Origin of the sequence: Cohaesibacter sp. CAU 1516 (assembly GCF_005771485.1) — a bacterium.
Taxonomy (GTDB): domain Bacteria; phylum Pseudomonadota; class Alphaproteobacteria; order Rhizobiales; family Cohaesibacteraceae; genus Cohaesibacter; species Cohaesibacter intestini.
This window is the reverse complement of the sequence record NZ_VANT01000001.1, coordinates 660,037-683,733: the sequence shown is the minus strand read 5'-3', so window position 1 is coordinate 683,733 and position 23,697 is coordinate 660,037. Positions and strand designations below refer to the sequence as shown.

Genomic DNA, 23,697 nt, shown 5'->3' with positions numbered 1-23,697 from the left:
AATCCTGCAACAAGGCAAAGAAAAACCCGCCAGAGGATCAATCGGGCGGGTTTTTCTATTCTGACCAATACGCTCAGATCAGGCTCTGGCCTGTTTCTGAACGCGAGCACGGATATTCTCGATGCTGGTCTGCGGGGTCGCAGCCAGCAAGGTCTTGGTATAGTCATGCTGCGGGTCATTGAAGACCTGATCCCGCGTACCATGTTCGACAATCTCGCCGAAATACATCACCATCACCCGGTCAGCCAGATATTTGACCACCGATAGATCATGCGAGATGAACAGATAGGAGAGCTTGAACTCGTCCTGCAAATCCTTCAACAGGTTGAGGATCTGCGCCTGAATAGACAGATCAAGCGCTGATACCGGCTCATCAAGCACCAGAATTTTCGGGTTCAGCATCAAGGCACGGCCAATGGCGATGCGCTGGCGCTGACCACCGGAAAACATGTGCGGATAGCGACCGAAATGCTCTGGCTGCAGACCAACTTTGATCAGCATAGCCATGGCTTTTTCGCGTCGTTCATCCGCCGACATTTCCGGATGGTTGATCAGCAGCGGCTCTTCCAGAACGGCTCCGACTTTCTGGCGCGGATTGAGCGAGCCATAGGGATTCTGGAATACGATCTGAATGGTCCGGCGCATGTCTGCCGTGACCCGCTTATTCTCGATATTATACGACTTGCCCTGAATATTGAGTTCACCGGAAGTCTGGACATCGATCAGGGTCAGGATACGGGCCAGAGTCGACTTGCCGCAGCCCGATTCCCCGACCAGCGCCAGAGTTTCGCCTTCAAACAGGTCAAAGTCGATGCCCTTCAGCGCTTGCACGGTTTCGGTCTTGCCGAACATTCCGCCCTTGGAGACATAGTCTCGGGTGATGTTGCGCACATGCAGAATGGGAGTGGTCTGATCATTCATGATGCAAGCGTATCCTCTTTACTGAAGCCACTGGCAAAATCGCTCACCGTCGGCAGGCGGTCGCCATCGGCACGCTCTGGCAGGGCAGACAGCAGCGCCTTGGTGTAAGGATGCTTGGGGCTTTCAAACAGGTCGAGCACATTGGCCTCTTCCATCTGTTCACCATTATACTGCACCACAACCCGGTCGGCGGTTTCCGCCACCACACCCATATCGTGGGTGATCATGATCAGTCCCATATTGCTTTCGGTCTGAATGTCCATCAGCAAATCCAGAATCTGCTTCTGAATGGTCACATCCAGCGCCGTGGTCGGCTCGTCAGCAATCAAAAGCTTTGGATTGCAGGCAATGGCCATGGCAATCATCACGCGCTGGCACTGGCCACCGGACATTTGATGCGGGAAGCTCGACAGGCGTTTTTCAGGCGTCGGGATGCCAACCGATTCAAACAGTTCAATGGTGCGTTTTTTCGCTTCTTTCTTGTCCATGCCCAGATGGGTTCTGAGCACTTCGCCGATCTGAAAACCAACCGTAAAGCACGGATTGAGGCTGGCAATCGGCTCCTGGAAGATCATCGAAATGTCCTTGCCAATCACCTGCCGCCGTTCCTTTGGCGTCAGGGTTTTCAGATCACGACCATCAAAGGACATGACATCTGCATTGACGGTGGCGCTGTCGGGCAACAGGCCCATCGTGGCAAGCATGGCGACCGACTTGCCCGAACCGGACTCGCCAACAATCGCCAGCACTTCGCCTTTGCTGACCGTATAGTCCACGCCCTTCAAGGCCCGGAACGGCCCCGCGGCGGTATCAAACTCTACCGTCAGATTGCGGATTTCCAACAAACTCATGTGCAAATCCTCCTATGAACGCTTCAGTTTGGGGTCGAGCGCATCGCGCAACCCGTCACCGATGAGGTTAATTGCCAACACCGTCACCAGAATGGCAACGCCCGGGAAGGTCACAACCCACCAGGCACGCAAAATGAACTCGCGTGCTTCGGCCAGCATCGTGCCCCATTCCGGGGTTGGTGGCTGGGCACCGAGCCCAAGGAAGCCAAGGGCGGCAATGTCAAGAATGGCGTTCGAGAAGGACAAGGTGCCCTGCACGATCAGTGGTGCTGTACAGTTTGGCAAAATGGTCAGGAACATCAGCCGCAGATCGCGAGCCCCGGCCACACGCGCAGCCACCACATATTCCCGTTCCCGTTCGGCCATTACCGCAGCACGAGTCAGACGAACAAAATGCGGTTGGAAGACGATCGCAATGGCAATCATCGCATTGAGCAGGCCCGGCCCAAGCACCGCCACCATCACCAAAGCCAACAACAGGCTCGGAAAGGCAAGAATAATGTCCATGATGCGCATGATGACTGTATCGACCTTGCCGCCATAATAGCCGGCAATCACACCGACAAAAATACCACCCGTCAACGCGATGAACACGACGACCACGCCAACAAACAGCGAGAAGCGTGAGCCCATGATCAGCCGCGACAGGATATCACGCCCCACCGCATCCGTGCCCAGAAGGAACTGGCTTGAGCCCCCCTCCTGCCAGACCGGCGGCATCAAGAAGGCGTCACGATACTGGAAATTTGGATCATGCAGCACAAGAAGAGGAGCCAGCAAAGCAACCAGCGCCAGAAAAACAAAGACGCACAGCCCGATGACCGCGCCCCGGTTTTCGCTGAAATAGTACCAGAATTCCTTCAGCACCGCCTTGGTCGACTGGCGGGAAATGTCTTCTACTTTTGCAATATCAGTCATATGTCACACTCCCACCTAGTGATGTCTGATGCGCGGATTGATCAGGCCATAGAGCAGATCAACGATCAGGTTAACGCTCATCACCATTACGGCGATCATCAGCAAACCACCCTGCACGACCTGATAGTCGCGGCGGGAAATGGAATCGACCATCCACTTGCCGATACCCGGCCAAGAGAAAATGGTCTCGGTCAGAATAGCCCCAGCCAACAGCACGCCGACCTGCAGACCAATGGTCGTAACCACCGGAATGAGCGCGTTTCGCAAAGCATGCAGACCGATGACACGAAACTTGGTCAAGCCCTTGGCGCGCGCGGTGCGGACATAATCTTCGCCCAGCACTTCCAGCATCGCTGACCGGGTCTGACGCGCAATCACCGCCATCGGGATCGTCGCCAACACGAAGGATGGCAGGATCAAATGCGATGCAGCAGACTTGAATGCCCCTTCCTCGCCAGACAACAGCGAGTCAATCAGCATGAAGCCAGTGACCGGTTCAAAGAAGAACATCACCGAAATGCGGCCCGAAACCGGCGTCCATTGCAGAATGCCGGAAAACAGGATGATCATCAGCAGCGCCCACCAGAAGATCGGCATCGAATAGCCCACCAGAGCGGTCGTCATGACAGAATGATCAAAGAAAGAGCCACGCTTCACCGCAGCGATGACCCCGGCAGGAATGCCGATGGATACCGCGATGATGATCGCGACGAAAGACAGTTCCAACGTTGCGGGGAACAGGGCAAAGAACTCGTCCCATACCGGACGCCTTGTTGCCATCGACATTCCGAAATCGCCCTGGAACAGGCCGGTTACATAGTCGAAATACTGCATGATCACAGGTTTATCGAAACCAAAAGCGGCCTGCAGTTCAGCATAGCGCTCGGGCGAGATGCCCCGTTCGCCTGCCAGAAGCAGGATTGGATCACCCGGCAGCAGCCGAATGAAGAAGAATGCAACCAGTGTCACGCCGATAAAAGTCGGTATCAGCATCCCGACTCGACGCAAGAGAAAACCCAACATGAATGATGCCAGTCCGTTTGCTGAAAGAGTCAGTCGCCCTTTCAGTCATTTCAGCAGCCATCCCGCCACCTGCTTTTATTGTGCGGCTACCCGTCTTGTCGGCTATCCATTGTAGAACGGCGGGAAATTCGAACCACCCTTAGCGGATGCGGCCAGCGCAATCCATAGGTCCGATACAAAAAAGGGCAAAGGCGGACAAATCCGCCTTCACCTTTGACATCAGATTACTTGATATCCACACCGTAGAAGATGTGACCACCAAATGGATCGATCTTGAAGTCGACCACTTTTTTGCTGACCGGCTTGAAGACAACAGAGTGAGCAATGGTTGCCCATGGAGCTTCACGCTTGAAGACCAGCTGTGCTTCTTCATACAGCTTGGTGCGCTCTTCCATGTTCGAAGTCTGCTTGGCTTTGATCAGCAGATCGTCAAACTCTTTGTTGCACCATTTTGCACGGTTGGCGCCAGACTCAACAGCATCACAGCCGAGCAGCACATACATGAAGTTGTCCGGGTCACCATTGTCACCGGTCCAGCCGAGCAGAACGGTGTCATGCTCGCCAGCGGACGAACGCTTCAGATACTCGCCCCACTCGAAGGACACGATCTCGGCGTCAACACCAATGGCTTTCCAGTCAGCCTGGATCAGCTCGGCCATACGACGTGCATTCGGGTTGTAAGGACGCTGAACAGGCATGGCCCAGATGTTGGTTTTCAGATCGGACTTGCCAGCTTCCGCCAGAAGCTTCTTGGCTGCTTCCGGATCATATGGATCATCCTTGGTCGCTTCATTGTAGGACCACATGGTTGGCGGGATCGGGTTCTTGGCAGCAGCACCAGCACCAGCAAACACGGCATCCAGAATAGCCTGCTTGTTGATGGCCATGTTCAAAGCCTTGCGAACACGAACGTCCTGGAACTTTTCTTTCTGGTTGTTGTAAGCCAGATAGCCGACATTGAGGCCTTCCTGCTGCATCAGCTCGATGCTGTCATCCGCTTTCATTGCCTCGATGTCAGCCGGATTAGGATAAGGCATGACATGGCACTCGCCAGCTTTCATTTTCTGATAGCGAACGGATGCATCCGGTGTGATCGAGAAGATCAGGTTGTCGAGCGGTGCTTTACCAGCCCAATAACCAGGATGGGATTTGTAGCGGATCACGGCATCTTTCTGATAGGCAACCAGCTGGAAAGGACCGGTACCAACCGGCTTCTGGTCGAACATTTCAAGGTTGCCGCCTTTGGCGACCTGATCAGCATATTCTGCCGAATGGATCGACGCAAAGTCCATGGCCATGTTGGCGATGAATGGCGCTTCGACCTTGGAAAGCACGAATTTCACGGTGTTATCGTCAACTTTGACGATTTCCTTGATCAGGCTGTCCATCGACATGCCACCGAAATATTCGTAGGTGCCACCGGAAACCTTGTTGTAAGGATGGTTGGCATCTTTCTGACGCATGAAGGAGAAGATCACGTCATCGGCGTTGAAGTCGCGAGTTGGGGTGAATTCCTTGGTGGTGTGGAACTTCACGCCTTTGCGCAGATGGAAGGTATATTCCAGACCATCATCAGAAACGTCCCAGCTTTCAGCCAGACCCGGAACGATGTTGGTTGCGCCGCGCTCGAACTCCACCAGACGGTTGAAGACGTTTTTGGAGGACGCATCGAAGGTGGTGCCTGCCGTATACAGAGCCGGGGTAAAGCCCTCAGGGCTGCCCTCGGAACAGTAAACCAGGGTTTTTGCCTGCACACTGGTTGCCATAACAGCAGCCAAAGCAGTCGCAGCCAGAGCTTTGGTAAGCAACTTCATTGTTTGATCCCTCTCAAATCATTATCATTGTGATGTTGCTGCTGACGATATGCTGTTGGCGCTTCAATGCCGCAAACATATCTCGTCAGCCTCTCGATTGGGTACCGGAAGCAAGGCTCCCAGGCACCCGAAAACGGTACACCAAAGTCGAGTACAAACTCATCAGAAATGCAACGCTTTTATTCAGAATTTTTTGCCCAATTTGGCAAAGAATCTTTGCAAATGTTTCGCGACAGGAAAAATTTTGTCATCTTTGCCAAGGTGCACAAAAAAATCCTGTCGATCAGTGGCTGATTGGCTCAGTATTTTTGCGAAGCCAATCGCGGGCAAGATCCTCAACCAGATCACCCATCTCCGCCCGCACCCGCGCATGATAGGCATTCAGCCAGGCGATTTCATCGGCGTCCAGCAAAGCTGGGTCGATCAACTCGCGTGCAATGGGCACGAGGGTCAGATCCTGAAAGCCCATATACCCATTGTCCAGCCGGACAATCTCAACCAGATTTTCGATCCGGATGCCATAATGACCGGCTTCATAATAGCCCGGCTCATTGCTGACGATCATCCCGGGCACCAGATCAAAGGCGCTGACAGGTTTGGCGATCCGCTGCGGCCCTTCATGGACGCACAGAACATGCCCGACACCGTGCCCGGTGCCATGGTCATAATCCATTCCGTGTTGCCAAAGTGGCTGGCGGGCGATGACATCGATATGATGGCCGCGCGTGCCATCGGGGAAGGCCAGCATCGCCAGCCGGATATGGCCCTTGAGCACCAGACTGTAAGCCTTGCGCACCGCATCACTGACCGGAGCAAATGCCATGGTGCGGGTAGCATCGGTGGTGCCACAGTCAAACTGCCCGCCGCTATCGAGCAGGAAGATTGAGGTTTCCAGCAAGGGTTTGTTGCTGATCTCATCAACGCTGTAATGACACATGGCCCCGTTGGAATCCGCCGCTGCAATGGTGCGAAAACTTGGCTCACTGAAGCCTTGGAGTTTTTGGCGTTCCGCGAGAATATAGTCGACCACCTCTAGCTCCGTGATCGGCTCGCCCGCTTCGGCCCGTGGCACCACAGAGCCAGCAAGCCAGGCAAGCGTATGGATCCAGGCAACAGAATCACGTTTGCAGGCATCCGCCATACCGGCCAGTTCGGCCTTATTCTTCACTGCCTTGGCCAGCGCCACCGGGCCGCGTTCAAACTGCACAAACCCGCCTGCTGCTTCCACAGCGCGCACCGCGGCATAGGGCGCAAAGTCAGGATCAATCAGCACTTTCTGTCCGGCCGAGACAAGGCCTTCCAGCTCGGCCAGAAAGGCATCGGGCACAAGAAAGACAATGTCATCAAAACCCAACCCTTCAGTCCCATGCGGGAATTTCTGCTGATCGACAAACCAGCGCACCGACCCATCCGCCCCAACAATGGCAAAGGAATGGGGCACCGGGTTGTAAGGAACGTCGCCGCCCCGCGCATTCAACAGCCATGCAATGGCATCCGGTTGGGTTTCCACCAGCCAATCCACGCCCTTGTCCGCCAGAGCACGGCCAATCCGAACCCGTTTATCCAAGGAGGATTCGCCGGCAACCTGTTCCGACAGGCGACTGATGGCGGCCAGCGGCTTGGCGGGTTGATCGCGCCAGATGAGATCGACAAGATTGGTATCGACAACCGCTAGCTCGGCTCCGGCAGCTTGTGCCCCTGCGCTGAAGCGCTCCACCCAGCTTGCTGGCAGCAACATCGCATCATAGCCAACCGTCCATCCCTCAGCGGCATGTCCGGACAGCCATTGCTCGAGCGGCGCATCAATCAGATGCTCATAGCCAAACAGCTCGGATGAGGTCTGCTCACGGACCTGCACGCTGTAGCGTCCATCAACGAACAGCAAAGCCGCATCCGCAGTCACCAGCCCCAAACCCGCGGACCCGGTAAAGCCGGTCAGCCAGGCAAGGCGCTCGTCATGGGCTGCGCAATATTCCCCCTGATGGGCATCAAAGCGCGGCACGATATAGGCATCAAGTCCGCGTTCCTGCATCACCTGTCGCAGTTTGGCCAGCCGTTCACCAATGCTGGCCTCATCACCGATCGCAACTAGCATCGAATGGAATCTCCTGATTTGGAACCAAAAATCCCCCACCCAGACACAGCACCCCTGAAGATACCGGCCTGAATGGGGGACGTATCAGATCAACCTGCAAAATTGTAGGCGGTCTTCACCGTGGTGTAGAATTCGGCGGCGTAACGTCCCTGCTCGCGCGAGCCATAGGACGAGCCTTTGCGGCCACCGAATGGCACATGATAATCCACCCCGGCAGTTGGCAGATTGACCATCACCATGCCCGCCTGCGACAGGCGCTTGAAGTCACGCGCCATTTTCAGATTTTGCGTGCAGATACCGGACGACAAGCCGAATTCGGTATCATTGGCCAACGCCAGACCCTCGTCGAAATCATCAAACTTGATCACGCTGGCGCATGGACCAAAGATTTCCTCGCGGCTCACCCGCATCTGGTTGGTGGCATTGACGAACAAAGCCGGACGCTGATAATAGCCCTCCGTCTTGCCATTGACCTGCTCACCACCAATCACCTCGGCCCCCTCGCTGGCGGCAACAGCAACATAATCAAGGTTGCTATTGAGCTGAGACGAAGACGCTACCGGTCCAATCTGGGTTGCCGGGTCGAGTGCATCGCCGACCACCAGAGCGGACATTGCCGCCTGCAGCTTGTCAACAAAGGCATCATGAATGCCCGACTGGACAATCAACCGCGACGAAGCGGTGCAGCGCTGACCAGTGGAGAAAAAGGCACTGTTGAGGCAAGAGCCAACCGCAATGTCGAGATCGGCATCATTCATCACCACCATCGGGTTCTTGCCACCCATCTCGAGCTGAACCTTTTTCAGCCCACGTGCTGCCTCCACCGCGATGGAGCGCCCCACCGGCACAGACCCGGTGAAGGAAATGGCATCAATATCCGGATGAGCCAACATCGCATTGCCGACCACAGACCCGGACCCCATGACAAGGTTGATGACGCCATCTGGACATCCTGCCTCGGCAAGAATTTCAACCAGAGCATGGGAGCAGCCCGGTGTCAGGTCCGCAGGCTTCAACACCACTGTGTTGCCATAGCAAAGGGCTGGAGCGATCTTCCAGGCCGGAATGGCAATCGGAAAATTCCATGGGGTGATCAGACCAACGACACCCACCGGCTCGCGGGTCACTTCCACATCAATGTCCGGCCGCACAGAGGCCAGAAGATCACCAGCATTGCGCAGGGCTTCACCAGCAAAGAACTTGAAGATCTGGGCTGCCCGCACGGTCTCGCCGATGCCTTCGGCCAGCGTTTTGCCCTCTTCGCGTGACAACAGCGCACCAAGCTCTTCCTTGCGTGCCAGAATAGTGGCACCGACCCGTTCCAGCAGATCAGCGCGCACCTGTGGCGAGGCCATTGCCCAAGCAGGCAGCGCCTGCCGAGCAGCGGCAACTGCCATCTCAACTTCGGCCTCTCCGGCGCGAGCATAAAGACCAATCACCTCTGCAAGATTGGACGGGTTCCGATTTTCATTGAAATCGGCACCACCAATCCAGCGTCCCCCAATTAGATTCTCGAACACCTTATCCGTCATCTCGCCCTCTGCGTCTTTCTGTTGTGTATTTTTGGATACAATATACCTATCTCCGATATAAACATATTTGCTCTCCCCTGCAAAGCGCGAAACGGAAACACTTGAGGAATTTAACGGCGCCTGAATTCGGCATCCCCTGTACCGCCTCACCCATTGGTCTCGCCAGCCACCCAGCCAAGGAACCCCTCAAGCCCGTCAGTGACCGGCAGAACCACCAAAGCCGGCTCGTCATAGGGGTGCAACTCGGCATACAGGGATTTCAGCGGCTCAAGGCAGGCCCTTTGCGTCTTGGCCAGAAGCAGAATCTCGGACTCTTCCTCCATCACGCCCTGCCACCGATAGAGAGACAGCATGCCCGGCAACAAATTGACGCAGGCCACCAGACGCGCCTCCAGCATTGCCTTGGCCAGCTTTTTGGCCACCTCCAATGAAGGGCACGTGCCATAGACCATGACGATGTTGCTGTTTTTCTCACCCATTCCGAAGCTCTCCCAATTGGAAAATTGTTGCAACCATGCTACTTCACGAGGCGAAGCCTACCACACAGGCAGTTTAAAAACGGACCAATTCCATGTCACGGCCCTTCGAAAAGATCGCCTTTCTCTCCACACCAACGGAAGAAGCAGAAAGGGCACGCATGCGACTGGCCCACCGGTATGGTTCCGTGCCGCCTGCGGATGCGGATGTCATTGTCGCCCTTGGTGGTGATGGATTGATGTTGCAAACCCTGCATCGTCACATGAATTCCGGCATTCCTATCTATGGCATGAATTTCGGCTCCATCGGCTTTCTGATGAATGAATTCCGGGAAGATGATCTGCTGGACCATCTTCAAAAGGCCGAACCAAATGAAGTCCATCCACTGGCGATGAGGGCGACCGACTTCGACGGCAAGATCCATGAAGGACTAGCCATCAACGAAATTTCGGTTTTCCGCCAGACCGCACAAGCCGCCAAACTCGAAATTCACATCGATGGCAAGGTGCGAATGGAGGAACTGATCTGTGACGGCATTCTGGTCGCCACCCCCACGGGCAGCACAGCTTACAATCTCTCGGCCCACGGACCGATCCTGCCAATGGATTCGCCATTGCTGGCACTCACACCAATCAGCCCGTTTCGCCCCCGCCACTGGCGCGGCGCCCTGCTGCCCAATACGGCCGACGTGAAAATTGTCGTCAGGGAACCTGCCAAACGGCCACTGAGCGCCGTTGCCGACCATGTGGAATTCCGCTCGATTGTCGAGGTAGACATTCGCGAGGACGAGTCCAACACCTGCATCATTATGCTCGATCCGGAACAGGGTTGGGCAGAGCGTATCCTCACTGAACAGTTCCGCTACTGAGGCCTTTTGCCGTAAGGCACCATCGCGCAAGACATTGCCAACCTAAGGCTTCCTTAACAGACGCCGGTTAGACTGGGCAGAAGAAAGGGGCGCTCCCTTGATCTTGCAAGATGTGCCTTACAGAAACAGCGCTGTTCATAACCAAGATGTAAGTCTATGATCAATGTAGATCTGTCACAGCTCCGATTCCTGGTCATCGATGACAATGCCCATATGCGCCGCGTTGTCAGAACTTTGATCCACGGATATGGAGCGCGTGAAGTCACCGAAGCAGAAGACGGGGCGACTGGCCTGGAATTGTTTCAGACCAATCAGCCCGACATTGTAATCACCGATTGGTTCATGCCGATTTTTTCCGGCATCGAACTGACCCGCATGATGCGCAATCCGACGTCATCAGCCAACCCGACGGTGCCGATCATCATGTTGACGGGACATTCAGAGAAAAAGCGCGTGACCGAGGCGCGTGATGCAGGGGTAACAGAATTTTTGTGCAAACCGATTTCGGCCAACGCCCTCTATATTCGCGTGGCCTCCTGTCTGGTCAACCAACGCCCCTTCATCAAGGCGGCAGGCTATTACGGACCAGATCGCCGTCGATTTGCAAACCCGCTCTACAAGGGCAATGAAAGACGCAAAAGCGACGCCCACGCGGCATGATCACGCCGCCCCGCGCGGCGCCAACAATGAGCAAGCCCGACATCTTGAATGGACGGATGGGGCAAGCAGAGGACAGACCTGATGGTGGACTATGAGATCATCAAGCCCAAAGTCGATCTACGCAAGAAGATCAAAATCCTGCCGAACAATAGCGACTTTGATCCTGTCGCCAAGGCAGAACAGGCACTGCAACGCCTGTCAGTGAATTTTGGCACCTGGATGCAGGAAGAGGTCGAGAGGCTTCAAGCCGCCTGGCAGGATATCGAGGACAATGGCTATTCGGAAGACCGCCTGACCGCACTGTTCCGCTCCGGCCACGACCTGAAGGGTCAAGCCCACACGATGGGCTTCCCGATTGCCGGCAACATTGCCGGATCGATGTGCGATCTGATCGAGAAAATTGAAGACCGGGATCAGCTGCCAATGGACATGCTGCGCAAGCATGTGCAAGCCATCAAGGCCGTGGTCAAGGAAGACGCTCGTGCTGAGGACAATGCCATTGGCAAAGCGCTGGCGCAGGAACTGGCAGGCATCGCCGAAGATTGGATCGCCAAGATTGCTCCGGACAAGCTGGAAGACGGATCGCACTTTTCAGACAAGACCACCAAAAGCAAAAAGGCTGCCTCGGACTGAGCAGCCTTTTTGCTTTTGGTCTCATGTCTTTGTGCTTGGCACTCAAGCCGCGCTAATTTGCCTGAAGGCAAAGCGTTTCTCACGCGCTTCATCGCGGGCGATTTGCGTCGCAAAGCGGCGCAGCAACGCATGCAGATCGTCCATCTCGTCATCAACAAGACCGTTATAGTCATTCAGGATGCGATCCACCATCAAGCGAGCAAACCGCGCCCGAGAGGCCGCCGGATCGATTTCGCGCGACAGATCCCCATAAGCAACCAGCGCCGCATGGACGGCCGGAACAATCCGTTCTGCCAGCCCGGCCTTCCGGCAAAGCGCAAGAACAACCCCTTCACTGGGATCTTCGACACTGGCCAATATTCTCTTCTGGTCCAGATCGGTCAGGCTGACCATCGCGGCGATGAAAAGCTCCACATTGCCCATGCACAGACCACGGATCAGAATGTCGGCTGTCAATTGACCGGAGAGACGCAAATGCTCCACCAGCGCCAGCATCTCGGCCCTGTCCGCACAGCAAAAGGCCAGATCGACAGTCGCCTTGTCGCAGGCATCCTTGACCAGACTTTCCCGCCGCTCGCTGCTGACGAAACTCTTGACCAGCCCCAACTGCTCCAGAGCATCCCCCAGCTGAACAATCAGTGTCTGACGGATATCAACCGGCAACCCCGGCAAATCCAGCAACGCATTGCGCAACTCTGGCATTTGCCCAAACCGCTCAGCCAGCCGTCGCAAACTGAACACAGCCAATTGCGCACCGGGATTTGCCAGCATCGCGCGACAGGCTTCAGGGCCGGCAACCTCAGCCATCGCGGCTGACAATGACGGACTGATCGACGGCCGCGACGCAATGGCAAGCTGCATGGCGACACTGCCTTCAGCCACCAGATCCACCAACTCCCCATCCAGCAGAACGGGGGAACAGGCCACGACGGGCAACGCCACAGAATCGATATCCTGAATAAGAGAGAGAATGACCTGACGCGGCGCATGTGGCGACATCGCCAAAGCCTGACTGAGGGCCTCGCGTACCATCGGGGCGGGATCATCAAGCAGAATCGTCAGGGCCGTATCAGCAGCTTCTTTTTCGGATGGCTCCAGCGGCGAATAGAGATAGGCCCGCGCCAGCGCACTGGTCGCCTCCGCGCGCCGTTCCACAGGAGCGGTGTCCATCCAGGAGAGAAACTTGGCTACAATCATCCCGACTAGTCCCCGGCCAAAGGCCTACGCATCACTTCAAAGGAACAACCCGGCACCGCCGCAAAAGGCAGAATGCAAGGTCATCTGAATCGGGAAAGTATGTGGTGAAGTGTCTTTGCACGCCATGCACCAGTGGTCACACGCAGTCCCGAGCCTTACTCGGACTCATTGTGGCCCAGCAACTCTTAACGATCGGTTCACCATAAATGGAAAAGACAGAAGATCGATGGCATCCCGCCAACACCAACGCTGTGCTGGTTTAGCTATTCTTGGGTGTGTCCACGACACCTCTGTCCAGAAAAGCGGTGAGATCCAAAGCGCCAAAACGCCGACGCACCAAGTCCCGGCTCAGAATATCTTTCGACTGATCCCGTTCCCCGTTGGTCAAATCAAGGGGCTGGCGGTCCCGACTGGCCACCGGTTGCTGTGGCTTGGGCCGTGGCAAAGCGTTCCCCAGCGCTTCCACATAGGCATCAGCGGAAATCGGCTTTCGCTTGGGCAAGGGCATGGCAGCAGAAACCGGTTGGGTAACAGCCTGGTTTTCGATGGCTTCTGCTGCGCTCTGCGCTTTTGTTTCGCTGCTGGCCTTCAGGTTGCTGTCCGCCTCTGCCGCATAATCGGCAAAGACCCGGCTGACCCGCTCATTGATGGCGGATGAAGCTTTGTTGCTGGCGTCCAGCGCAAATCGCGACTGGGTTGCAACAGCGTCGTGGTCGGTCGAGGACCGATAGCTCATGCCATAACGGCTCGGCATTGCGTCTGTCCGTGCCTGGTCTGGATCAGAGAAGAACGCATCCGGCTTGGTCACATCCGCATTGGCAGCACTCGTTCGAGAGGCACGCGACGTTGCCGTTGAGGCAAGATTATCCCCTGCCAGATCAATCACCCCCGGTGCCAAGGCCGCCTGCTGGGTGACTGGCTGAACAGATTGAGCAGAAGGGTCACTTTGGGCAAAGCGGCTTTCCTGCATCGAGGCCTTCGGCTTGAACCAATTCCCCAGATTGAAGAAACGCGACAAGACGCTCTTTTTCTTCGGCTCCGCCCCGGTGAGATTCTCATAAACCTCGGAGACCGTTTTGGCCTCACCGCTGCGTTCAAAGAAAATGTTGCGGTTGGCAGCCGCCTGTTGCGGGAAGACCTTGTAGGCTTCGAGGTTGGGTTTGTCCTGCGCCAGCTCTACCAGCCGACCACCGCCCTGAGCCCCAAGAAAATGTGCAACATAAAGCTCACCGGAACTCGGGGTCCGATTGAGCCGCTCCGACAGGCTGGCCTCATTCTTCTGCGCCAAAGCCCCGGCCAGCATTGCCGAGGTTTTGGGATCGTTGCGCATTGCCAATATTTGCTGACGGACCTTCGGGTCCTGAACAACAAATTTCGAACCTGATTTGGTGATATGCTGTGCCGCATCACCAAAGCCGAGCCTTGGCCCGTCTTCCTTCATCGTCTGCAGCCAGGTTTGCTCAACAAACTGAAACAGGCCAGTCGCCGATGAAGTCGGCGCCTTGGCGGTCGCGTTCAGACCGCTCTCCCGTTTTGCTGTTTGCACAAGATAATCGAAGTTCGCACCGGTGGTGCGACTGGCCTCTTCAAAGGCCGCCCGAAATCTTGTTGGCATGTTGAGTGAAACCGAACTGGTCACTTCTCTCTCCAGATTGTGTGCAATTGCGCGCGTTTTGACCGATACCATCCGTCACAAAGACAGCGAGACTCACTCTGGTTACAATTCATTAACGAGTCTGACCTGACATGGTTAACGAATGTTTAACGAAAGAATAGGGTTGGCCAAGATTGCCCTTTTACGTAAACTGCCAAAAATCAAAAATTCCCTGAAGGAGGCCCCATGGCAGGTTGCTATTATGAAGAGCTGGAAGTTGGCAGATGCTTCCACCACGAGATGCGACGCACCGTCACCGAGATGGATAACATGCTCTTTTCCAACATGACGCTGAATGCCCAGCCACTGCATATTGATCGCCATTTCTGTGAAACACAAACCGAGTGGGGCCAACCTCTGGTCAACAGCCTCTTCACCCTCGGCCTGATGATTGGCATTTCGGTACAGGAAACAACGCTGGGGACAACCATAGGCAATCTGGGCATGACTGATGTCATCTTCCCGCACCCGCTCTTTCAGGGTGATACCGTGCGGGTCGAAACAGAGGTGAAGGACCGTCGGGAATCGAAGTCCCGTCCCACTGCAGGCATCGTCACCTTCGAACACCGTGCCTATAACCAGAGCGACAAGCTGGTGGCAAAATGCACCCGGCAGGCCTTTATGATGAAACGCCCGACCGAGCCTCAATGATTCACAAAAGGAGGGACCCATGCGCTCCTATCTGTTCGTGCCCGGAGACAGCCCAAGGAAAATGGAAAAGGCCCTGACCGCCGGGGCCGACGTGTTGCTGATTGATCTGGAAGATTCGGTCAGCCTCGCCCAGAAGGAAGCAGCCCGAAAGATCACGGGCACCTTCCTGAAGCAGCATATCCCAACCACGGACCGCCCCAGCCTCTATGTTCGCGTCAATGCCCTCGACACCGACCTGACCGACGACGACCTTGCCATGATCGTGCCTTGTCAGCCGGATGGCATCATGCTTCCCAAAAGTCAGTCGGGAAAATCAATCACCGCACTGGACGTCAAACTAAAGGCCGCCGAGGCGGTGGCTGGCGTCCCGCTAGACCGGATCAAGATTATACCGGTCGCCACCGAGACGGCGACTGCAATTTTCAATCTCGGCACCTATGGCGGCTCGAGCCCTCGCCTCTCAGCCATGACCTGGGGCGCGGAAGACCTCTCCGCAGACATTGGGGCGGAAAGCAACCGCGATGAAGCAGGAGCCTTCACCTCTCCCTTCAGACTGGTCCGAGACCTGTGCCTGATAGGCGCGGCCGCTGCTCAGGTCGACCCCGTGGACGGGGTCTATATCAACTTCCGCGACAGCGATGGTTTGCGGCAGGAATGCATCGAGGCAAGACGCGATGGTTTTGTCGGCAAGATGGCCATCCATCCGGCACAGGTGCCAATCATCAACGAGGTCTTCACCCCCGACGATACGGCAATTGAAAAGGCCCGCCGGATCGTTGAATCATTTTCTCAGGCAGGCGATGTAGGCGTCGTTGGCATTGACGGCGAAATGATCGACAGACCGCATTTGAGACGCGCCGAGACCACTTTAAGACGCGCCGGATTAATGAAATAAGTCAAATATTTACTGAGACTTTCGGAATCAAATCGACAGCCCGTTGAATCAATTTCCGAACCAGTTGAATCAGACTGACAGAAACTTGAATCAAAAACAAAAGGCGCCGGACTCTGTTTCTGAAGAAACGAGATCTGGCGCCTTTTTTAGGATGGCCGTGTGAGGCCTTCAGTCCTTTGGTCGCGAGAGGGAAAAGACCTCATTGACCGTGGCATAGTCCATGTAACCAAGACGGCTCAAAAGCTGCATGGACGGGGCATCAACCTTGCCGTCGACGAGCATCTCATCCTTGATATGAATCCCGATCACCTCGCCGATCACCATCTCATAGCTGCTATCGACGCCCTCATATTTATTGAGCCGCACCACCTCCAGCAAACGGCATTCGAGCGCCGCCGGAGCCTCCGCCACATAAGGTGCATCGATCAGTTGGCAGGGTGCCTCTGTGAGGCCCGCCAGCTCGAATTCACTCACGTCCGGGTCAACAGGGGCGGAACTCTTATTCATCACATCGCGCAGCTCATGGCTGACCATCGAGCAAGCAAAGACCCCTGTCTCCTCGATATTGGTCACCGAGTCCTTATGCCCTTGCGAGGAAAACATCACAAGATTGGGCTGAGTGGCAATGGCATTGAAGAAGCTGTAAGGCGCAAGGTTGGAAATTCCTGCCTTGCTTCTGGTGCTGATCCAGCCGATCGGTCGCGGCCCGACAAGAGCCTTGAAGGGATCATGCGGCAAGCCATGATCATTGGTGCGAGAATCGTAGAACACTATGGCCTCCAATGCGTAACGATGGCATCCAGATCCGGGCGCGCCCGGTCGGCCTGCTCACCATGATAGGTCCCAATGTGAATGAAACCGGCAATCTGCTCCTCACCTGCCAAACCGAGCTTGTCGCGCATTTTGTCATCGAAGGCATACCATTCAGTCAACCACTGGGCGGAAAATCCAAGAGCATGGGCCGCATGTACAAGATTCATGCAAACCGCCCCGGCAGACAAAAGCTGCTCGATCTGCGGCACCGGTGCGTCGGAACGCGCATCGGAGACAACAGCAATCACCATCGGCGCGCGCAGGAACCGTTCGCGCTCCACAGCCAGCCGACCTTCGTCCGCATCTGGGTCAATCTCCAACCACCGCTTCTCCAGAAAAACTCCGATTGTTTCACAAGCTTCCTGATCAAATCGGATGAAGCGCCACGGAACCAGCTTCTTGTGATCGGGCACACGCGCGGCAGCAGTCAACATCTGCTGCACCTGCTCTTCACGCGGTGCGGGCGCTTCAAGGAAGGCCGCAAGGACACTGCGACGCGTCAGCAGATGATCAAGCAAAGGATTGGTCATACGTAATTCTCCTTTAAGAACTACCCCATACCTAAGTAGCCCACGCTGCTGAAACCAGTAGCATTTGCTTTTTTGCCCAGAAATGACCACCTTTGCCATCTATCGCAGCGGGAAGACTAGGGTAGATTGGCAAGCAGGACTGCACGAGCCGATCAAGACAATCTCTGTGAAACAGAAGCATGATTCTACCGAGGCAGCAATTGCTCTGACCATCTTGCCAATGCTAAAGAAAACCAACCAATGCGATGAGTCGGACGCAAAGCGCACTGGCACCACCAGAACAGCCGCAGCGTCTCGACGAAACAGGATTTGGAAGGCAAGGACATACCAGTGAACAATCGGGACCTATTTTCTTGGACCGGAAAGATTGCCGCCCTGCTGCAATGGTTCCTCGTCGCCACCCTTGTGACCGCAGCACCATACTCGCCAGCACAGGCGCAATCCGCAGCCAAACCACTTAATCTTGGTGATATCATTCAGAAGAGCACCGCAGGCAACAGCGCCCCGCGTTCCTATCTGAAACTGCCGGAAACGGTTCCCGTGCCAGCAGCCAAACCCGCGATGAACCAACAGGAAGCGGCACCGGGCCAGATTGCCCCCGGCACGCTCAACAGCCAATCGACGGATCAAAACACCGCACAGGCACCCAACCAGACACCACAACAAGCAGAAGAAACGCCCGAACAACAAAACCAGTCGGCAACCGATCCGACTGTGCTACAGCCAATGCAGCAACAGAACAGCCCGGCTGAACCAGTGGCCCCGGTGATCGATGAGACCGGTGTCGCGACCCTGCAACTCACCGCTCTGCTGTCCGAACAGGGCGAAGTGCTGCAACGGGGTGTCAACTGGCGGATCTTTGCTGAAAAGCGTAACGCCAACGGCACGCTGCAAACCGTTCAGACACTGGATGGTGGCACAGTCACGGTCGAACTCAAAACCGGCAGCTACATTGTCTATGCCGGCTATGGCTATGCCAATCTGACCAAACGGATCACCCTGGAGCGCCCGGGATCCTACTCGGACAGTTTCATCCTTAATGCTGGCGCGGTGCGCCTGAATGCAGTCGCCTCAGGTGACATCCCCCTCGATAGCAGCATCCTGACCTTCGATATCTACACCCGCAACGACAGCAATGGCGGTGGCCAGCAACTGGTCGCCAAGAATGTTAAACCCGGCCATGTCGTCAAGATGAGTGAAGGCACCTATCACGTTGTCTCCAGCTATGGCTCATCCAACGCCATTGTCCGCGGCGACGTCCAGATCGAGTCTGGAAAGCTGATCAACGTAACGATGATCCACAATGCAGCCAAAGTCACCCTGCGGCTGGTATCCGAACCCGGTGGCGAGGCTTTGGCCAACACCATCTGGACGGTTTTGACACCGGGAGGCGATGTGGTCAAACAGGCCATTGGTGCCTTCCCGACCCTTGCTTTGTCAGCGGGCGACTATACGGCCATCGCAAAACAGAATGACGCGATATACAACCGCGACTTCTCCGTCGATCCCGGCCTTGATCGTGACATCGAGGTCTTGGCTGAAGCCCAATGAACTCCGAACCAGCGGCTCAAGACTTACCCGTCATCGGCATGGGCAAGTCCGAAGGCCCGCCGCCCCAAACATGGGGCGATCGGCTAAAGGCTTTGCTTTGGGCGGCGCATCCAGCCACATTTCCTGAAGGCCCTGAGCCTGGCCCGGCGACAGGACCGGAAAGTCACACCGTAGCCATGGCCTTTGATGCGAGCTTCGACGGCCTCAAAGTCACCTGCCATTTTGCCTATCACTTCGACCCGGCCTGCACGCTGTCTTTATTGATGGACACCGAAGAAGGCTATCATCTCTTCTGGTTTGAGCGCCGGGCCTACTGCCTCAAACACGCCTTCCAAGCGCTCTTCAATGCCTGCCAGCAGGCCGACATAACTGTTCCAGTGGCCGGCCTCCACCCTCGCGCCCAATGGCAGTCAAGCGCCCGCGATTGCGACTGCGTCCGAATCCCCGACGCAGGCGAACGCCACCCCTGCACACTGCCTTAAAGCGACAGGCGCCAATTGAATCAACATCTCAACAAACAGATTCATTCTTTCAAACAGCCAGCTCAACCTCTTGAAAGCACATAAAAAAGGACGGCACCCCAAGATGCCGCCCTTGTTGAATCAAAGTCGCAAGGACTTGAATCAGTTTCTGATAGACAAACAGCTTATTCAGCTGCTTCATGTGCCGCAGCATCGCGGGCGCGACGCAAATCCGGCGCGATGGCTTCATCGACCAGCGACGCAATCGCCTCATCCAGCGACATAGACGTCTGGTATTTGGAGCCAAGCCGACGGATCGACACACTTTTCTCTTCGGCTTCTTTCTTACCGCAGACCAACAAAGCCGGAACCTTCGCCAGCGAATGCTCGCGGACCTTGTAGTTGATCTTCTCGTTGCGCAGATCCAACTCGACATTCAGACCAGCGGCGGTGAGTTTTTCCTTCACCTCACGGGCATAGTCATCCGCATCTGACGTGATGGTCGCGACCACCACCTGCAACGGCGCCAGCCAAAGCGGGAAGTGACCGGCATAATGCTCGATCAGAATACCGCAGAAGCGTTCGAGCGAGCCGAACAGAGCACGGTGGATCATCACCGGAGCGACTTTGTTGCCATCGGTATCGATATAGAAGGCACCCAAACGACCCGGCAGATTGAGGTCAACCTGAACCGTACCGCACTGCCAATCACGACCGATGGCATCACGCAGCACATATTCGAGCTTGGGACCATAGAAAGCCCCCTCACCCGGATTGAGCGTCCAGTCCTGACCGGCTGCATTGACGGCCGTCTTCAGCGCCTCTTCCGCCGCATCCCAGACCGCATCAGAGCCAACGCGCTTTTCAGGACGGTCGGAGAATTTCACCCGGATATCCTCAAAGCCGAAGTCCTTGTAGATCGACATGATCTGCTCGTTCATATCGACGCAGACTTCGGTGATCTGATCTTCGGCGGAGAAGATATGGGCGTCATCCTGCGTGAAGTGACGCACGCGCATCATACCATGCAAGGCACCTGATGGCTCATAGCGATGCACCTTGCCAAACTCGGCAATCTTCAAGGGCAGGTCACGATAGGATTTGAGACCATTCTTGAAAATCTGCACGTGGCCCGGGCAGTTCATCGGCTTGCAGCAATAGGTCCGCTCGTCCGGCGTCTGGGTGGTGAACATGTTTTCACCGAACTTCTCCCAGTGACCGGACTGCTCCCACAGGGTCTTTTCCATCATGTCAGGGCTGTTGACTTCCTTATAGCCCCAGTCTTTCTGACGGCGACGCATATAGGCGATCAGATTCTGGAACAGGGTCCAGCCCTTTTCGTGCCAGAAGACCGATCCCGGAGCCTCTTCCTGAAAATGGAACAAGTCCATTTCACGACCCAACTTGCGGTGGTCACGCTTTTCAGCTTCTTCCAGACGGGTGAGATAGGCTTTCAGATCCTTCTCATTGGCCCAAGCGGTGCCATAGATGCGGCTCAGCATCGCATTGTTGGAATCACCGCGCCAATAGGCACCCGCCACCTTCATCAGTTTGAAGGCGGTGCCAATCTGGCCCGTGGAGGTCATGTGCGGCCCACGGCACAGATCAAGCCAGTCGCCCTGACGATAGATTTTCAGATCTTCGCCTTCGGGAATCGCGTCGACAAGCTCAACCTTGTAGCTTTCTCCCAAATCGGAGAAATGCTTCTTGGCTACATCACGGCTCCAGACTTCTTTGGTGAAAGGCGCATTGCGCTTGATGATCTCGGCCATTTTCAATTCAATGGCGACCAGATCTTCCGGCGTGAAAGGCTCTTCGCGGGCAAAGTCGTAATAAAAACCATTGTCGATAACCGGACCAATGGTGACCTGCGTGCCGGGGAACAATTCCTGCACGGCTTCGGCCATCACATGGGCGGCATCGTGACGGATCAGCTCAAGCGCAGCGTCATCCGTACGGGTCACAATCTCAATGGCCGCATCAGCGGTGATCGGATCGGCAAGATCCGTCAAGTCGCCATTCAGTTTCATGGCGACGGCCTTTTTGGCCAGAGATTTGGAAATACCCGCAGCGACATCGGCGCCGGTAATACCAGCTTCAACTTCGCGTACAGATCCATCGGGGAAAGTCAGATTGACCATAAGTGTCTCCTGCTCAACTCCTGCCTACGATGCAGGTAAGCGTTGCTGTTCATCATAATTCGATCAGTGTTTGACCCTGGTCAGGATGGGGACCGGTAATCGCGCTCACAATATCAATCAGAGCCACCCAGCTTGGTCGCCGGGTCGATATGATCGCCACCCCAAAGGCCATACCGCCATGGTTTATACCAGCATGCGCCATCAGGCAACAGCTCTGGCACCGGATCAAAGCCGCTATGTCCCCATGGATGACATCTCAGGATCCGCGCCAGTCCCATCCAGCCACCAGCCCAAAAGCCAAAGCGCCGAATGGCCTCTTCGGTATAATGGCTGCAAGTGGGCCCATAGCGGCATTGTCGCCCCATGAAGGGCGAGAGAAAAATCTGGTACAGCTTGATCAGCCCAATGGCGAGATACTTCATGCGTCATCCCGTGCCGCGCGTCGGTGGGTCAAGATGCCTCACCCACAGCTTCGATCTTGTCGACCGCTTCTTCCACCGCATCAAAAACCAACAGCATTGAAGCATGACGCGCTGGATAATCGCGCACCGGTTCGAGATATTTCAGATCGTCCCATTTGCCCTCAGGAGGGGAACCCTTTTCCTTCAGCATCGCTTGCATGGTCCGCCGCAAAGCGCGCATTTCCGCGCCATCAGCCCCAATGATCAACCGTCCGACCACCGAGGCCGCAGCCTGTCCCAATGCACACGCATTGACCATCTGGCCATAATCAACGATCTTGCCATTCTCCATCACCAGATCGACCTCGACGGTCGATCCACACAATTTGCTGTGTGCCTTGGCAGATGCCTGCGGCTCTGGCAACCGCTCCAATCTTGGAATATTCCCGGCAAATTCCAGAATTTTCTTGTTGTAAATCGCATCCAGCATAGCAAAATTTCACGTTTTTGAGGGGTCTATGGATCCAGAACTGGTCTTCCATCCTATAACGCCTATATGGGAAGCAAGACAAGAAAGTCACGCAACTTTGCACATCGTGGCCGCCAGAAGTGTGTTATGTTATAACATATCATGTGCGCATTGCTAAATTGCTGCTGACAAAAGTGGAAAAAAGTGCATGATGGCGCAGCTATCTTCAGACACCTTAAGGGATATTGAGGTGGTATGATAGTTGGTAGACAAACATCATGCCGGACAGAAAAGGCATGCAGGTCTGATATGGATATGATTGTCGATACCAAGGATAAAGAGCAGATCTCGAATTCGGGGCACGGAACGATCTTGAAAAAGAATATCAACCAGGAAAATCTGCATACCTTCCCCGGTGCTGAGCGCAGAGAAGATTGGGCCTTATGCGAACGACCCAGCCGGGAAGAAGCAGAAGCCGCTGTGCGCACCCTGATCCGCTGGATTGGTGACAATCCGGATCGTGAAGGGTTGACAGATACCCCGGCCCGGGTGGTCAAGGCCTATGAGGACCTGTATAGCGGCTATCGCCTCGATCCGGCCGCCCCTTTGGCGCGGGTTTTTGAAGAGGTCAATGGTTATCAAGACATGGTGCTGCTGCGCGATGTGGAATTCTCTTCCGCGTGCGAACATCACATGGTGCCTTTCGTCGGCAAGGCGCATGTCGCCTATTATCCGCGCAATGGCGTCGTTGGCCTGTCCAAGCTGGCCCGTGTGATTGACAGCTTTGCCCGCCGTCTCCAAACGCAGGAAAACTTGACCGCTCAGATCTTCGATACGATCCAGACAACGCTCAATCCGCTGGGCATCGCCTTGATGATCGAGGCGGAGCATATGTGCATGTCGATGCGTGGCGTCCAGAAGAAAGGCGTCTCCACCGTCACCACCCGCTTTACCGGCGTGTTCGAGGAAGACATTGCAAAACAGAACCGGTTTATGAAACTGGTGACCGATCGTTAGAGACCCCTCTGCCAGTATCGTTCCACGACCAAAAGGGGCCGCATCGCCCCTTTTCTTTTGCCCGAATTTTGCGTAGGCCAGATCAGACAAGACCAGACCGGACCGAGCCGAACCATCAAACAGGA

Annotated in this window: 23 protein-coding genes; 8 read left to right on the top strand and 15 right to left on the bottom strand. The window is 55.5% G+C overall.

From position 1 onward, the window contains the following. Nucleotides 1-78: 78 nt before the first annotated feature. The 8 genes from FDK21_RS03130 to cutA all read right to left on the bottom strand — a co-directional run bounded on the left by FDK21_RS03130 (nucleotide 79) and on the right by cutA (nucleotide 9,633). Entirely contained in the window at nucleotides 79-921 is an 843-nt protein-coding gene (locus FDK21_RS03130) for a dipeptide ABC transporter ATP-binding protein (protein ID WP_114009223.1), read from the bottom strand. After that, entirely contained in the window at nucleotides 918-1,772 is an 855-nt protein-coding gene (locus FDK21_RS03125) for an ABC transporter ATP-binding protein (protein ID WP_138147474.1), read from the bottom strand. The genes FDK21_RS03130 and FDK21_RS03125 overlap by 4 nt, the downstream gene beginning before the upstream one ends. Nucleotides 1,773-1,784: 12 nt before the next feature. Further along, nucleotides 1,785-2,690 (bottom strand): ABC transporter permease subunit, encoded by a 906-nt coding sequence (locus FDK21_RS03120; RefSeq protein ID WP_138147473.1) that lies wholly within the window; start codon nucleotides 2,688-2,690, stop codon nucleotides 1,785-1,787. 15 nt (nucleotides 2,691-2,705) lie between these two features. Beyond that, nucleotides 2,706-3,713 carry an ABC transporter permease subunit gene (locus FDK21_RS03115; RefSeq protein ID WP_114009226.1) on the bottom strand — a complete coding sequence of 336 codons (1,008 nt, stop codon included), beginning with the start codon at nucleotides 3,711-3,713 and terminating at the stop codon, nucleotides 2,706-2,708. A 224-nt stretch (nucleotides 3,714-3,937) separates the two neighbouring features. Continuing rightward, on the bottom strand, nucleotides 3,938-5,527 hold the full coding sequence (locus FDK21_RS03110; RefSeq protein WP_114009227.1) for an ABC transporter substrate-binding protein: 1,590 nt from the start codon (nucleotides 5,525-5,527) through the stop codon (nucleotides 3,938-3,940). A gap of 283 nt (nucleotides 5,528-5,810) precedes the next feature. After that, nucleotides 5,811-7,622: an aminopeptidase P family protein gene (locus FDK21_RS03105; protein ID WP_138147472.1), complete on the bottom strand. Its 1,812-nt coding sequence runs from the start codon at nucleotides 7,620-7,622 to the stop codon at nucleotides 5,811-5,813. A gap of 89 nt (nucleotides 7,623-7,711) precedes the next feature. Then, the gene (locus FDK21_RS03100; protein ID WP_138147471.1) at nucleotides 7,712-9,154 is read right to left on the bottom strand and encodes an aldehyde dehydrogenase family protein; all 1,443 of its coding nucleotides are present in this window, start codon (nucleotides 9,152-9,154) and stop codon (nucleotides 7,712-7,714) included. 146 nt (nucleotides 9,155-9,300) lie between these two features. Next, nucleotides 9,301-9,633: a divalent-cation tolerance protein CutA gene (gene cutA, locus FDK21_RS03095; RefSeq protein ID WP_138147470.1), complete on the bottom strand. Its 333-nt coding sequence runs from the start codon at nucleotides 9,631-9,633 to the stop codon at nucleotides 9,301-9,303. Nucleotides 9,634-9,725: 92 nt separating this feature from the next. Between cutA and FDK21_RS03090 the strand changes: the two genes are divergently transcribed. From FDK21_RS03090 to FDK21_RS03080, 3 genes are all read left to right on the top strand, one after another. Beyond that, nucleotides 9,726-10,499, top strand: coding sequence for an NAD kinase (locus tag FDK21_RS03090; protein WP_114009231.1), 774 nt, complete (start codon nucleotides 9,726-9,728; stop codon nucleotides 10,497-10,499). A 156-nt stretch (nucleotides 10,500-10,655) separates the two neighbouring features. Further along, the gene (locus FDK21_RS03085) at nucleotides 10,656-11,159 is read left to right on the top strand and encodes a response regulator (protein ID WP_138147469.1); all 504 of its coding nucleotides are present in this window, start codon (nucleotides 10,656-10,658) and stop codon (nucleotides 11,157-11,159) included. A gap of 81 nt (nucleotides 11,160-11,240) precedes the next feature. Further along, nucleotides 11,241-11,792, top strand: a complete 552-nt coding sequence (locus tag FDK21_RS03080; protein WP_171021923.1) for an Hpt domain-containing protein — start codon at nucleotides 11,241-11,243, stop codon at nucleotides 11,790-11,792. 42 nt (nucleotides 11,793-11,834) lie between these two features. Here FDK21_RS03080 and FDK21_RS03075 read toward each other — a convergent pair whose 3' ends face one another. Then, entirely contained in the window at nucleotides 11,835-12,989 is a 1,155-nt protein-coding gene (locus tag FDK21_RS03075) for a DUF2336 domain-containing protein (protein ID WP_138147467.1), read from the bottom strand. 259 nt (nucleotides 12,990-13,248) lie between these two features. Next, a complete protein-coding gene (locus tag FDK21_RS03070; RefSeq protein ID WP_138147466.1) occupies nucleotides 13,249-14,628 on the bottom strand; it encodes a hypothetical protein in 1,380 nt (459 codons plus the stop codon). A 201-nt stretch (nucleotides 14,629-14,829) separates the two neighbouring features. Between FDK21_RS03070 and FDK21_RS03065 the strand changes: the two genes are divergently transcribed. Together FDK21_RS03065 and FDK21_RS03060 are read left to right on the top strand one after the other, a co-directional pair. Beyond that, nucleotides 14,830-15,294: a MaoC family dehydratase gene (locus FDK21_RS03065; protein WP_114009236.1), complete on the top strand. Its 465-nt coding sequence runs from the start codon at nucleotides 14,830-14,832 to the stop codon at nucleotides 15,292-15,294. A gap of 19 nt (nucleotides 15,295-15,313) precedes the next feature. Continuing rightward, entirely contained in the window at nucleotides 15,314-16,189 is an 876-nt protein-coding gene (locus FDK21_RS03060) for a CoA ester lyase (RefSeq protein WP_138147465.1), read from the top strand. Between the two features lie 168 nt (nucleotides 16,190-16,357). Here FDK21_RS03060 and FDK21_RS03055 read toward each other — a convergent pair whose 3' ends face one another. Then, nucleotides 16,358-16,960: a flavin reductase family protein gene (locus FDK21_RS03055; RefSeq protein ID WP_138147464.1), complete on the bottom strand. Its 603-nt coding sequence runs from the start codon at nucleotides 16,958-16,960 to the stop codon at nucleotides 16,358-16,360. After that, on the bottom strand, nucleotides 16,960-17,532 hold the full coding sequence (locus FDK21_RS03050; RefSeq protein WP_138147463.1) for a nitroreductase: 573 nt from the start codon (nucleotides 17,530-17,532) through the stop codon (nucleotides 16,960-16,962). The genes FDK21_RS03055 and FDK21_RS03050 overlap by 1 nt, the downstream gene beginning before the upstream one ends. Nucleotides 17,533-17,862: 330 nt before the next feature. On the opposite strand from FDK21_RS03050, the gene FDK21_RS03045 reads away from it, so the two are divergent. Together FDK21_RS03045 and FDK21_RS03040 are read left to right on the top strand one after the other, a co-directional pair. Further along, nucleotides 17,863-19,083, top strand: a complete 1,221-nt coding sequence (locus FDK21_RS03045) for a hypothetical protein (RefSeq protein WP_138147462.1) — start codon at nucleotides 17,863-17,865, stop codon at nucleotides 19,081-19,083. Continuing rightward, complete coding sequence (locus tag FDK21_RS03040) at nucleotides 19,080-19,565, top strand: hypothetical protein (protein ID WP_138147461.1); 486 nt, start codon at nucleotides 19,080-19,082, stop codon at nucleotides 19,563-19,565. Before FDK21_RS03045 ends, FDK21_RS03040 begins: the two co-directional genes overlap by 4 nt. A gap of 164 nt (nucleotides 19,566-19,729) precedes the next feature. Here the strand turns inward: FDK21_RS03040 and thrS are convergent, their stop codons facing one another. The 3 genes from thrS to FDK21_RS03025 form a co-directional block, all read right to left on the bottom strand. After that, nucleotides 19,730-21,685 (bottom strand): threonine--tRNA ligase, encoded by a 1,956-nt coding sequence (gene thrS / locus FDK21_RS03035; RefSeq protein WP_138147460.1) that lies wholly within the window; start codon nucleotides 21,683-21,685, stop codon nucleotides 19,730-19,732. Nucleotides 21,686-21,798: 113 nt separating this feature from the next. Further along, nucleotides 21,799-22,107 (bottom strand): membrane protein insertion efficiency factor YidD, encoded by a 309-nt coding sequence (gene yidD / locus FDK21_RS03030; RefSeq protein WP_138147459.1) that lies wholly within the window; start codon nucleotides 22,105-22,107, stop codon nucleotides 21,799-21,801. A gap of 28 nt (nucleotides 22,108-22,135) precedes the next feature. Beyond that, on the bottom strand, nucleotides 22,136-22,576 hold the full coding sequence (locus FDK21_RS03025; protein ID WP_114009245.1) for an iron-sulfur cluster assembly scaffold protein: 441 nt from the start codon (nucleotides 22,574-22,576) through the stop codon (nucleotides 22,136-22,138). A 288-nt stretch (nucleotides 22,577-22,864) separates the two neighbouring features. On the opposite strand from FDK21_RS03025, the gene folE reads away from it, so the two are divergent. Continuing rightward, nucleotides 22,865-23,572 carry a GTP cyclohydrolase I FolE gene (gene folE / locus FDK21_RS03020; RefSeq protein WP_245418409.1) on the top strand — a complete coding sequence of 236 codons (708 nt, stop codon included), beginning with the start codon at nucleotides 22,865-22,867 and terminating at the stop codon, nucleotides 23,570-23,572. Nucleotides 23,573-23,697 lie beyond the last annotated feature (125 nt).